General features: G+C 47.1%; 10 protein-coding genes and 1 riboswitch. Of the genes, 9 read left to right on the plus strand and 1 reads right to left on the minus strand.

Annotated features, from left to right (window positions below):
• Positions 1–24: 24 nt before the first annotated feature.
• A complete protein-coding gene (locus ACO0KZ_RS12330) occupies positions 25–2,844 on the minus strand; it encodes a valine--tRNA ligase (RefSeq protein WP_422995565.1) in 2,820 nt (939 codons plus the stop codon).
• Positions 2,845–3,427: 583 nt separating this feature from the next.
• On the opposite strand from ACO0KZ_RS12330, the gene ACO0KZ_RS12335 reads away from it, so the two are divergent.
• The 9 genes from ACO0KZ_RS12335 (at position 3,428) to ACO0KZ_RS12375 (ending at position 13,307) form a co-directional block, all read left to right on the plus strand.
• Positions 3,428–5,563, plus strand: a complete 2,136-nt coding sequence (locus ACO0KZ_RS12335; protein ID WP_422995568.1) for a tetratricopeptide repeat-containing diguanylate cyclase — start codon at positions 3,428–3,430, stop codon at positions 5,561–5,563.
• A gap of 188 nt (positions 5,564–5,751) precedes the next feature.
• Positions 5,752–5,853, plus strand: a riboswitch (TPP riboswitch).
• Positions 5,854–5,937: 84 nt separating this feature from the next.
• Positions 5,938–7,851, plus strand: coding sequence for a phosphomethylpyrimidine synthase ThiC (gene thiC, locus ACO0KZ_RS12340; RefSeq protein ID WP_422995570.1), 1,914 nt, complete (start codon positions 5,938–5,940; stop codon positions 7,849–7,851).
• A gap of 8 nt (positions 7,852–7,859) precedes the next feature.
• On the plus strand, positions 7,860–8,060 hold the full coding sequence (gene thiS, locus ACO0KZ_RS12345; RefSeq protein ID WP_422995572.1) for a sulfur carrier protein ThiS: 201 nt from the start codon (positions 7,860–7,862) through the stop codon (positions 8,058–8,060).
• A gap of 5 nt (positions 8,061–8,065) precedes the next feature.
• Entirely contained in the window at positions 8,066–8,353 is a 288-nt protein-coding gene (locus tag ACO0KZ_RS12350; protein ID WP_422995574.1) for an endonuclease domain-containing protein, read from the plus strand.
• 308 nt (positions 8,354–8,661) lie between these two features.
• A complete protein-coding gene (locus ACO0KZ_RS12355; protein ID WP_422995576.1) occupies positions 8,662–9,456 on the plus strand; it encodes a thiazole synthase in 795 nt (264 codons plus the stop codon).
• A gap of 11 nt (positions 9,457–9,467) precedes the next feature.
• The gene (thiD, locus tag ACO0KZ_RS12360) at positions 9,468–10,310 is read left to right on the plus strand and encodes a bifunctional hydroxymethylpyrimidine kinase/phosphomethylpyrimidine kinase (RefSeq protein WP_422995578.1); all 843 of its coding nucleotides are present in this window, start codon (positions 9,468–9,470) and stop codon (positions 10,308–10,310) included.
• Entirely contained in the window at positions 10,307–10,945 is a 639-nt protein-coding gene (gene thiE, locus ACO0KZ_RS12365; RefSeq protein WP_422995580.1) for a thiamine phosphate synthase, read from the plus strand. The genes thiD and thiE overlap by 4 nt, the downstream gene beginning before the upstream one ends.
• A gap of 166 nt (positions 10,946–11,111) precedes the next feature.
• The gene (locus ACO0KZ_RS12370) at positions 11,112–11,990 is read left to right on the plus strand and encodes a response regulator (protein WP_422995582.1); all 879 of its coding nucleotides are present in this window, start codon (positions 11,112–11,114) and stop codon (positions 11,988–11,990) included.
• A 330-nt stretch (positions 11,991–12,320) separates the two neighbouring features.
• Positions 12,321–13,307, plus strand: a complete 987-nt coding sequence (locus ACO0KZ_RS12375; protein ID WP_422995584.1) for a LacI family DNA-binding transcriptional regulator — start codon at positions 12,321–12,323, stop codon at positions 13,305–13,307.
• Positions 13,308–13,347: the final 40 nt, after the last annotated feature.

The following is a 13,347-nucleotide window of genomic DNA, read 5'->3' on the forward strand; positions in this document are numbered from 1 at the left end:
CCGTGCCCACCCTACATATCAATCTCATCCCAACTTAGCAAACGACTCCTGCATCTTACTCAAAGTCGCAGAGAAGCCCGCGACGCGTTCTTTCTCTTGTTCGACCACCGCTGCCGGTGCACGTGCCACAAAACTTTCATTGCTGAGTTTAGCTTGAGCCTTATTGATTTCAGCTTCGAGTTTTGCCATTTCTTTCGAGAGGCGTTCGCGTTCTGCAGCGACGTCGATTTCTACTTTCAACATCAGCTTGGTTTCGCCGACGATGGAGACTGGTGCTGGTGAATCTGGTAAGACATCGACGATCTGCACTTCAGATAATTTCGCCAAAGCAGCCATGTATGGTGCGTAGCTTTCCATGCGGGATTTGTCAGCTGTGTTCGCTGGTTGAAGTAACAGCGGTACGCGGACTGCTGGTGATAATTGCATTTCACCGCGCAAGTTACGGCAAGCGTCGATGGCAGCTTTGAGGCCTGTCATCCAATGTTCTGCGGCTTCGTCGATTGCTTCCGCGTTCACCAATGGGTAGGCTTGCATCATGATGGAATCGCCCGCAGGATTCAAGGTTTTGCCTGCCAATGGCGCGACCGTTTGCCATAATGCTTCGGTGACGAATGGGATCACTGGGTGTGCCATGCGCAGCGTGACTTCTAACACGCGTAACAAAGTGCGACGCGTTGCACGTTGCTGCGTTGGGGTGCCTTGTTGTACTTGGACTTTCGCGACTTCCAAATACCAATCGCAGTATTCATCCCACACAAATTTATAGATAGCGGATGCGATGTTGTCGAAGCGGTAGTCAGAAAAACCTTTTTCTAATTCTGCTTCTGTACGTTGCAAGGTCGAGATGATCCATTTGTCGGCTTGTGAATAGTCGAGATCATTGTCTGTTGCTGTGCCAGTGAAACCACAATCTTGTCCTTCGGTATTCATCAATACAAAGCGCGTCGCGTTCCACAATTTATTGCAGAAATTACGATAGCCATCGCAGCGACCTAAGTCGAAATTGATGTTGCGGCCGAGTGAGGCGTAGCTTGCCATCGTGAAGCGCAACGCATCTGTGCCGTAAGCTGGGATGCCATCAGCGAATTCTTTGCGCGTGGCTTTGTCGATGCTCGCTGCTTGTTTTGGATTCATCAAGCCAACGGTGCGTTTTGCCGCGAGTTCGTCAACCGTGATGCCATCGATCAAATCGATAGGGTCTAATGTATTGCCTTTGGATTTGGACATTTTTTGGCCGCTAGAATCGCGCACCAAGCCGTGGACATAGACCGTGTGGAATGGCACCTTACCGGTGAAGTGCGCGGTCATCATGACCATACGCGCAACCCAGAAGAAGATGATGTCAAAGCCCGTAACCAAAACAGAAGATGGCAAGAACAGTTTGCTATCGACCGTCAACTCTGGCCAGCCCATTGTCGAGAATGGCACGAGAGCAGACGAGAACCACGTATCGAGTACGTCGTTATCGCGGTTCAATGCGCCTGTGTAGCCTGCGGCAGCCGCTTTCGATTTGGCTTCTGCTTCATCGCGTGCGACGAAGATTTCGCCATTGTCGCCATACCATGCCGGGATTTGATGACCCCACCAGAGCTGACGTGAAATACACCAGTCTTGAATATTGTTCAGCCATTGGTTGTAGGTCGTGCTCCAGTTTTCTGGTACGAACTTCACTTCACCGTTCGCCACTTTTTCCAGCGCGACTTCGGCAATCGATTTGCCTGGGAAATGCGTGCCTCCTGGAGCTGGTTTGCTCATCGCCATGAACCATTGATCGGTCAACATCGGTTCGATCACGACATTGGTACGGTCACCACGTGGCACCATGAGTTTGTGAGGCTTTACTGATTCGAGCAAACCTTGTGCATCGAGGTCGGACACCATTTGTTTACGAGCGACGAAGCGATCCATGCCTTGGTAAACCGCTGGGCCGTTTTCATTGATCTTGGCATCCAACGTTAAAATGCTGATCATTTCTAAATTATGACGTTGACCAACGGCGTAATCGTTGAAGTCATGCGCAGGCGTGATCTTGACGCAGCCTGTGCCGAACTCTTTGTCGACATAGCTATCGGCGATGACAGGAATCTCACGATCGGTCAAAGGTAGTTTGAGCATTTTGCCGACGAAAGCAGTGTAGCGCTCATCAGTTGGATCAACTGCAACCGCCACGTCGCCGAGCAAAGTTTCAGGACGTGTAGTCGCAACGGTTAAGTGACCGCTACCATCGGCGAATGGATAACGAATATGCCACATGGAGCCGTCTTCTTCTTCCGACACCACTTCCAAATCAGATACGGCGGTACCCAAGACTGGGTCCCAGTTCACCAAACGTTTGCCGCGGTAGATCAAACCTTGTTCTACCAATCGTACGAACACTTCGGTCACGACCTTGGAGCGTTCTGCATCCATCGTAAAGTATTCACGTTTCCAATCGGCAGAAGCACCCATGCGGCGCATTTGGCCGGTGATGGTGGAACCGGATTTTTCTTTCCATTCCCAGACTTTTTCTAAGAATTTTTCACGACCCAAATCATGGCGGGAAATTTTTTGTGCATCGAGCTGGCGTTCGACTACGATTTGTGTCGCGATACCGGCGTGATCTGTGCCCGGTACCCATGCCGTGTTATGGCCACGCATACGGTAGTAGCGTGTCAAGCCATCCATAATGGTTTGGTTGAAAGCATGACCCATGTGCAAAGTGCCAGTGACGTTGGGTGGCGGCAGCTGGATACTGAATGAAGGTTGTGATTCATCGGTAGACGCGGTGAAATATCCGCGCTTTTCCCACTCTGTACGCCAGAAGGATTCGATGTTGGCAGGTTCAAAAGACTTGGCTAATTCCATGATAGTGGCAGACGATAGAAGTTAAAGACCGGGGACTGAGGAAGCTCTCTAATTGTAGAGAGGGTGTCAGTCATTAAGCGAAACCTTTGATTATAAATGAGCATTCGACTTTGCTAGAAAATATCGCAGCTTTTTCAGATTATTTTGTACTAACGACATCAGATTGCGCAGGAATCATCAGTTCTAAATCACGTGACTAAATATTTGACAAGCATAAATTGGCGTGGTGTTTTAATTCTGTCGCATATTCGAATCGAGTTCCAAATAATTACCGTGATGCCGTGGGGTAAATGTTAGGATATGAGATCTATGCACAAAAATAATGATTTAGCATAACTTTGGTTATAAGTTTATTTGCTGGCTTGAAGCGCAATCGGCACTTAATTTGTAACTGATCAGCACCTAACTAGCAAATAAGGTGGATCTAGGTTGGACATAGAGGGACAGGCATACAATGTAAAGTATTGTCTCTCAGGGTTTAAACTAACTGACTCAAAAGCTAACAGCCCACTAGGCTCTGTTTATTCATCGGTTCAGTTAGATTTCGTGCAAGCAATGGCAACGTGGGCAAGGTGATATTCACATGAGGCATCCATTTAATTTGGCTGGTAACTTAGCTATTTGTTCAGAAGACAAAAAATTGGATGCATCAAGTGATGAAAAATATAATTCTTTGTTGCAAATAATCGTACTCGCAGCATTACTTCTAATCGGCAATGCCGCGCAAGCAGACTCCGACCTTACTACAGACATGGCGCGTTTGGATGCCATTCAGGCGGTCGCGGATAAAAACAATGATGAAGGTTTGCGCCAACTCATCGAGTTTAAAAACAAACTGCCATCTAATGTCGATCCTAAAGTGCGGCTCGAAACGCTCAGTATTTTAAGCGGCTTGTACTATGACGCAGGCAAAGGTAGTTTGGGTAAAGAAACCGTCAACGAATTCAATGCGCTGGCAAAGACGATGCGTGATGAAGATGCATTGTTATTGATTGAGATCTTCGATAGTTTCGATATTTTTGATAAATCTGGTGGGGCAGATGCTTTTGCACATTTAGAAAAACTACGTAGTCGTGTCGTTAAATCTAATTCCGCTGGGGTGCAAATGCGTTTCCATAGCACCTTGGCCAGTCTATATAGCATCACGCATAAATTTGACGAAGCACTTAAGCAGTATTTCGAAATGCTGAAATTGACCGAGCGCTTGACGAAACGTCAGGTGCAAGCCCGGATGGGGACTTGGAGCGCGATTTCGACTCTGTATTTACAAATGAAAGACCCGGAGAAAGCCTTAGATGCAACAACTGAAGCATTAGCGGGCTCTTCGATGACCATTGCACCCAAAGCCTATATCGAAATTTGTATCTCGCGCGGTGTGGCCTTGACCATGTTAAAGCGCAATGACGACGCGTTGAAAGAATATCAGACCGCTTTAAAAATAGGTCGCGAGGAAAACTTACCTTATACCGTGGCCTCGGCATTATTTAATATCGCAGATCAATACTTGATAAAGAAAGATTTTAAACGTGCTGAGATGTATGCCCGTGATGCAATGGCGAAGTCCGAGGCTATCGAAGATAAATGGGGTGTGGCAGGCGCCAGAGTGAATGTGGGTTTTGCATTAGGGGGGCAAGGAAAAATTGCGCAAGGCGCGGAATTGGTCAATCAAAGTTTGGATTACTTTAGAAAAATTCATGCCACCACCGACGTGGAAGTGATACTAGGTGAGTTTTCTATGATGTACGAAAACGCCGGTATGTATAAAGAAGCGCTTGCTCTGGTTCGTGAACAGCAAAAATTAAGTGATGAAATTTTTCGATCTGACCGCGCTAAGGCGGTCGCTTTATTACAGGAGCAATTTGACGCCGAGCATCGTAAGAAACAGATAGAAATTTTGGCGAAAGATAACGCACTTAAAGATGCAGACATTCAAAATCACCGTTTGCAGCAAATCGTCGCCTTGCTAGCTTCGTTGGTAGCATTGTTAGCAGGTGCTTTTATTTATATGCTGTATCGTCGGAGTAAAAAGCTCAACGAACAATTGCAAGAAGTTAATCTGCAATTGGAATTTCATGCGGTACGTGACCCTCTTACTGGATTACACAATCGTCGTTCGTTCATCGCTTTGATGGCGGCTCGTCCGGGCAGAGTGGAGGTAGAACGTCGGGAAGGCCATGTTAATCCTGATTGCATGATCTTGTTAGATATTGATCATTTTAAACATATCAACGATACCTGGGGACATGCGGTTGGCGATATTGTTCTCAAAGAGGTTGCTACTCGCTTGCGAAATGTGGTGCGGGATGAAGATATGTTGATGCGTTGGGGTGGGGAAGAGTTTTTGATTTTTTCTCCTAAATCTAATCCTGAACAAATTACCAGTTTGGTTGAGCGCGTTTTGATTGCGATTGGTGATACGCCTTTCGCCGTTGGTGCGCAGCATATTCCTGTGACGGTTACTGCGGGTTTTATTTCTGTGCCGTTTTCTGATGTGCCTGAAGATGTCTGCGACTGGGAGCGTGCATTACAGATTGCCGATATGGCCTTGTACCTGGGTAAAACGCATGGGCGTAACCGAGCCTATGGTTTGTCACGATTATTGGTCAATCACGAAGAAGCGATTCCTACTTTAACTCATGATTTAGCAGCGGCGATCCAACATAATATGGTGGATGTCATTGAGGTTTTAGGGCCTGTACAAGAACCTTCCGGCGGGTAATGTTGTCCTTTATCCGCCTAGATACTGCCAAAGAATTTCTTGGATCTATGGTTAAATCTTGCTCAGCTACATTGAAATTTTTTTTAGTAAGGATGGCCTATTTTAAATAATCACCGCTATAATGCGGCGGCAATTCCCGTATTCGGGATGTAGTTAAAGATTGCAGCAGTAATAGTAAAATAAACGATGTAAAACGCTAGGGGTCCTGACAAGCTTGTATCTGTCGGGTGAGAAATACCCTTGAACCTGATCTGGATAATGCCAGCGAAGGGAAGCAGCCAAAGCCGTGATGCCACCTGAATTTAAGGTGCGCCATCGCTTAATTTGGAAACTCCTTTGCTGGCTCCGTGCCATCAATAAAGCAAAGGAGCCAAATGAACGCCAACCCACATTTTTTGTCCGCCACCGCCAAGGTCGACGAAGCCGCTATCCAAGCCTTACCCAATTCTCGCAAAATATATGTGACAGGAAGTCGCCCTGACATCCGCGTACCTATGCGCGAAATCTCGCAAGCGGATACGCCAGCGATGTTCGGCGCTGAAAAAAATCCCCCTATTTATGTCTACGATACCTCAGGTCCTTACACCGATCCCGAGGTGCAAATCGATATTCGCTCGGGCTTAGCTTCAGTGCGCGGCGCATGGATAGTTGAGCGACATGATACGGAAGAATTAGCGGGTCCGAGTTCTGACTACGGCATAGAACGTCTAAATGATCCTAAGCTGCATGAACTGCGTTTTAATCTGCGACGCAAACCACGCCGCGCAATACAAGGCAAGAATGTCACACAGATGCATTACGCCAGGCAGGGTATCGTCACGCCAGAAATGGAATATGTCGCGATCCGTGAAAATATGCGACGCCAGGAGTATCTGGAAAATCTGAAGAACTCTGGTCCTATGGGTGAAAAACTGGCAACGATGATGGGGCGTCAGCATCCTGGTCAATCTTTCGGTGCTTCGATTCCTGCAACGATTACACCAGAATTCGTGCGCGATGAAATTGCGCGCGGTCGCGCGATTATTCCCGCGAACATCAATCATCCTGAAGTGGAGCCTATGATTATCGGGCGCAATTTCTTGGTGAAGATTAATGCGAATATTGGTAACTCGGCAGTGACTTCATCGATCGGTGAAGAAGTCGAAAAGATGACCTGGGCGATACGCTGGGGTGGCGATAATGTGATGGATTTGTCGACAGGCAAACACATACATGAAACCCGCGAATGGATTATCCGCAATTCACCCGTACCGATTGGCACCGTGCCGATTTATCAGGCTTTGGAAAAAGTGAACGGTAAGGCTGAAGATTTAACTTGGGAAATTTTCCGCGATACTTTGATTGAGCAAGCAGAGCAGGGCGTTGATTATTTCACGATCCATGCGGGTGTGCGTTTGCAGTATGTGCCGATGACGGCGAAACGGATGACGGGCATTGTGTCGCGTGGTGGTTCGATTATGGCGAAGTGGTGCCTTGCTCATCATAAAGAGAGTTTTTTGTACGAGCATTTTGAAGACATCTGCGAAATCATGAAGGCTTACGATGTGTCATTTTCTTTGGGAGATGGTCTGCGTCCAGGATCTATTTACGATGCCAATGATGAAGCGCAATTGGGTGAATTAGAGACGCTAGGCGAACTCACACAAATCGCTTGGAAACATGACGTGCAGGTGATGATAGAAGGCCCGGGTCATGTGCCTATGCATCTGATTAAAGAGAATATGGATCTGCAATTGGAGCAATGTCATGAAGCGCCATTTTATACTTTGGGGCCACTGACGACTGATATTGCACCGGGCTATGATCACATCACGTCTGGTATAGGAGCCGCGCAAATCGGTTGGTATGGCACGGCGATGTTATGTTACGTCACGCCGAAAGAACATTTGGGTTTGCCGAATAAAGTTGACGTCAAAGACGGCATCATTACGTACAAAATCGCTGCTCACGCCGCTGATCTGGCGAAGGGGCACCCAGGTGCGCAAATCCGTGATAACGCTCTATCGAAAGCACGTTTTGAATTCCGTTGGGAAGACCAATTTAATATAGGTCTAGATCCGGACAAGGCGCGCGAGTTTCATGATGAAACCCTGCCTAAAGACTCTGCCAAAGTTGCGCACTTTTGTTCCATGTGTGGGCCACATTTCTGCTCTATGAAAATTACGCAAGAAGTACGTGACTACGCCGCGACGCAAGGTATTAGCGAAATCGATGCACTGAAAAAAGGTATGGAAGTCAAAGCTATTGAGTTCGTGAAATCCGGCGCGGAAATTTATAAAAAATCTTAGGTGTTGTGATGGAAATTCAACTTAATGGCGAACCACGTTCTTTGCCATCAGAAACCGACTTGCATAGTTTGATTGCGGAACTTCGGTTAGGTAATCAAGCGATTGCTGTCGCTGTCAATCGTCAAGTGATACGGCGTGCACTGTGGCAGCAACACGCCCTGCGGGCTGGCGATCAGGTTGACGTGGTGAGAGCAATAGGTGGTGGGTAGCATTTATGCGGAACTCTTCTAGTCCAAAAATTACTGTGAATGCACGTTCACTGCGTAAGGAGATGACCGATGTTGAGCGTTTGTTGTGGGCTAGATTGCGTGGTCAACAATTAGGCGTGAAATTTCGCAGACAATATCCGTTCTTGAACTTTGTTTTGGATTTTGTGTGTTTGGAATTGAAGTTGGTTGTTGAGCTGGATGGTTCTCAGCATGCAGATTCCCAAGCATATGACGACTATCGAACCAAGTGTTTGAACGATGCCGGTTTCGTCATTTTTTCGATTTTGGAATAATCAGGTAATTGATGAGTTGGAGAATGTGATGGAAGAGATCTATCGGAAGGTGGATTTGCATAAGAGCAAGTAAATACTGATACCCATCCCCACCCTAGCCGTCCACTGCGCCGCTTGCAAGCGGCTTAGAAATTGGTGGCGCAAAGCGAGCTTTGCGAAACCCCACCAATTTCCCCTAGAAGGGGGGGATGCTCCGGTTCTAATCGTAGTATTAGTCGATGAACACTCCTTCCCCTTCAAGGGGAAGGCTGGGATGGGGATGGGTTTCATGTAGATAGACGAGTAAAAAACCAATTAGGACAAAAACGATGACAACACAAACAAAACCAAACAGCCTGACCATAGCAGGCAAAACCTATAAGTCCCGCCTCTTAGTCGGCAGTGGCAAATACAAAGACCTAGATCAAACCAGACTAGCCACTGAAGCCAGCGGTGCAGAAATCATCACGGTAGCGATTCGTCGCGTGAACATCGGTCAAGATCCAAACGCACCGAGCTTACTCGATGTCGTCCCTATGTCGAAATATACTATCCTGCCAAACACGGCAGGCTGCTATAACGCTAAAGATGCGATTTATACTTTGCAATTAGGTCGTGAACTCCTTGGCGGCCATCAACTATGTAAGCTCGAAGTCTTGGGTGATGAAAAGACCTTGTTCCCGAATATGCCAGAGACTTTAGAAGCCGCGAAAGTCTTAGTGAAAGATGGTTTCGATGTGATGGTGTATTGCAGCGATGATCCGATACAAGCGCGTATGCTAGAAGATATCGGTTGTGTGGCGGTGATGCCCCTCGCATCGTTGATTGGTTCTGGCATGGGTATTTTGAATCCGTGGAATCTTTCTCTCATTATCGAACAAGCTAATGTGCCTATCATCGTCGATGCCGGTGTAGGCACCGCGTCAGACGCGGCAATTGCGATGGAGCTCGGTTGTGATGGCGTCTTGATGAATACCGCGATTGCCGGCGCGCGCGATCCTATTCGTATGGCACGTGCGATGGGGTTGGCAGTGGAAGCTGGTTATGAAGCATTTGTGGCGGGGCGGATTCCTAGGAAATTTGCAGCGTCAGCATCCTCCCCTATGGCGGGTCGGGTCGCGTGAAACCAGCTGTCATGACAGCACAGCGCCCCTGTGTTTTGGTATTTGCCGGACATGATCCTAGTGGTGGTGCTGGTATTCAAGCCGATATCGAAGCGATTGCGGCGCAGGGAGCGCATGCGCTTACCGTGATTACCAGTTTGACGGTGCAGGACAATAATCAAGTGCATGCGGTACATCCGGTTGCGCCAGACATTGTTTCGGCTCAGGCACAAAATTTGATCAAACATTTTACAGTGAATGTAGTAAAGCTAGGCATCGTTGGCAGCTTAGAAAACGCTTTAGTCATTGCGTCGTTAATTAGTGAATTACGATCGAAAAATCCTGATTTATCGGTGGTGTTAGATCCTGTACTGAGCAGTGGACATGGACATAAATTAGCATTGGATGATGCGGTACTTGCGATAGCACCCCTGTTGGAAGTGGCGACCTTGATTACGCCCAACTTGCCGGAAGCGATGCGTTTGGCACCGCATGGTCTTACCGCCGCTCAGCAGGCGACTTCTCTGTTCGGCGGTGCTTGTCGCGATGTTTTACTCAAAGGCGGACATGGACAAGAACAGCAAGTTTGTAATCGTTGGTTTAGTCAGCGTGCTCAATTTTTTGAATTGACTTGGAATTGGCCACGATTAAGCTTCGAGTTTCATGGTAGCGGTTGCACACTGGCGGCCGCGATTGCTGGGCAATTGGCTTGTGGTCACAGCATGGAAAAGAGTTTACACGCTGCGCAGAGTTATACCCAACTTAGCTTGGAACGGGCGTATCCAATTGCAGTCGGACAGTTAATTCCACAACGCCACTTCGTGGCGCCGAAAATAAATTCACTTGAAAGCGACGACAGGGAAACCATAAGATGAACACAACGACAGTACTTCAACATGACTTACGAGGTTTATATTTGATCACGCCAAATTGGGATGATACCGAGCATTTATTGGTACAGACAGAATTGGCTTTGCAGGCAGGAGTGGGTCTGCTGCAATATCGCCACAAAACGGCCTCAAAGGAATTGCGACAGACCCAAGCAACAAAATTGCATGAATTATGCCGTCGGTATGAGGTTCCTTTGATTATTAACGATCATATTTATTTGTGCCTGGATTTGGATGCGGAGGGGATTCATGTCGGCGGTACCGATATTTCTGTCGCACAAGCACGTGCTTTAGTTGGTGCAGATAAAATTGTAGGCGCATCTTGCTATGGTGATTTACAACTTGCGCGCGATGCACAAAAGCAAGGCGCTACTTATGTTGCTTTCGGCGGATTTTATCCTTCATTAGTGAAGCAATACCCTGTGACGACCAAGCCAGATATTATTGTTGCTGCAAAGAATGAAATAACACTGCCGATAGTGGTAATTGGCGGTATGAATGTGGCATTGGCTGGCCCCTTAGTGCATCGTGGCGCGGACATGGTGGCGGCAATTAGCAGTGTCTACAACGCTATCAATCCTGATGAGGTTTGTAAGGAATTTATTGCCCTATTTCAATAGTGATCTGTCATAAAATCATTTCTTGTTGTGTAAAGAACGAAAAAGCTTTGCATCATCCTGTTTCGATTCATTTATGACACTGTTTTGATTGCGATTCCCTTATTTGTTTGCACGCTTTATTGTATGATTTGGGCACTGATTGTCAAAATCAAACTCAGGTTACCAGATGACTCAAGCTACTCCTATGACGCCTGCTACAAATAGCATTCGTCGTTTTGTTTTAGAAATGCGCGGTTTTTCAGATGCAGAAAAAAATATGCTGGCATCGACTTTTCGCCTCACCGGACGACGTGAGATGTCTTACGTTGAACCGACCGAAGGTGAAAGTAGAACCGACATTTATTTAATCAATGCCGATAATCCCGAAGCCTTGAATGAATTGCTGAAACGGGATATCGGTGCGCCAAATGCGCATTCACCTGCGGTGGTGATAGGGCGGGTGCCCGTGGAAACGCCTTGGCCATTTGTGGCAAAACCTATCCATTGGATGCGCCTGTTCGAAAATCTCGATGGTGAAATGCAGCGTGCATTGCGTGAGCGTAGTGCACGTAATAGCGCTAATGAAAATTGGGACGGCGCCACTTTGCGTCGTTCTTCGGATCAAAAAAACACGCTCAGCCAATATGTCATCGAAAAACCAGCGCGCGAAACGGTTTTGGTAGTCGATGACAGTGCAACAGTGCGTGCTTTTATGCGTATTAAGTTATCTCCTTTCCAATTTGATGTCGATTTTGCTGAAACCGGTGAACAAGCGGTTGAAAAGGCGATTGCAAAGGCGGCTGCTGATAAACCCTATAACTGTATTTTTCTCGACATTATGATGCCGGGTATTGATGGTTACGAGGTTTGCAAACAGATCAAATCCAATAGCAATACCAAACAATCAGCGGTCGTTATGTTGACTAGTAAGTCTTCCATCATCGACAAATTGCGGGCGAATTGGTCTGGTTGTGATGCGTTTTTGAGTAAGCCAGTCGGCGAGGATGACCTGCTTGCTACGATCGCTAAATTCTTGCCAAGTGCCCGTGAAAGTCGCAAGGATTGATGTTTTCCTTCCTAAAGTAGATCGCGAGTTCATGGCATAGGCTGAACTCGCTGGTCTATCCCTTCCTTTTTTTCAGATTTTAGCGACGACCATTTTTAGGACAAGCTTTTTTCTGCCATTTGTTTACTAAACCAGATAAACAAGGCTGTCATTAGCTTCTTCAATTGACCTCAATTTTAATCTCAGTTTAAGATCATTCAGAATTTTTCTTAGCTCATTTAATTCGAGCGAGGCTGAATAAGACTGGGACTTCTACTTTCCTTTCCTGTTTATTAAACTCTCCGAAGATCTCCAGATTTTCGGATTATTACTGGTTTTTAGAATGTACCTATGAGTGTCACTATCCGCGATCTGGCAAAAGCGACTGGCCTGTCCTTGGGCACGATTTCACGTGCCTTAAAGAATCAAGGCGGCTTAACCGAGGCGACTCGTACGCGCGTGTTTGATACGGCACGAGCGATGGGCTATGACTTATCCAAATTAAAGCTGGGACGTATACGACGCATCGCCTTCTTGCTGCATAGGCAGCACAATACTTTATCGAGTAGTCCTTTCTTTTCACCCGTACTACATGGTGCTGAGGCCGCTTGCCGCGCAGAAGGGATTGCCTTATCGTTTGTCGCTGTGGGCCCAGCAGAGCCGGTCATGGAGCAAATCCGCGTACATCAACCCGATGCGATTTTGTGTGCAGGTTTTTTTGAGCCTGAACTGCTGCACGCAATACGCGCTTCAGGAAAACCGATGGTGCTGATCGACATGCAATTGCCTGGCTACACCTCAATTAATCCGGATAATCGATTAGGTGGTTATCTGGCGACTCGTCATCTGATCAAGGCGGGTCGCAAACGTATCGCGATGTTGAGCGGCCCTGCTGCACATTACAGCATACAAGAGCGTGTACATGGTTTTCGTAAGGCTTTGTTTGACGCCAAACTACTCGCCAATCCTGCTTTAGAAATCGCGATCCCACATCATGCTAACGAAGAGGCTAGTGTCAAGCGAGCGATGCTAAGTTTGCTGGCTATGTCTCAGCCACCTGATGCGGTGTTTTGTTACAACGATAGTACCGCATTGACCGCGATGCAGACTTGCCTAGAGGCAGGTTTGAAAGTGCCACATGATATTGCGCTGATTGGCTTTGATGATATCAGCGCAGCACCACGTGCTAATCCTCCTTTGAGCAGCATACACGTCGATAAAGAAGCCTTGGGCGCAGAAGGTGTGGAACTGCTACTGCGAAAAACACAGGATGAAGTCATCGAGAAGATACTTGCGGTGCAATTGATGGTGCGAGAGAGCAGTACTGATGAGTTGTAATCCTGATTCACAAAAAAAGAGAAGGAAAACTATGGTAACT

It is taken from the genome of Undibacterium sp. Di24W, assembly GCF_049340325.1.
Taxonomy (GTDB): domain Bacteria; phylum Pseudomonadota; class Gammaproteobacteria; order Burkholderiales; family Burkholderiaceae_D; genus Undibacterium.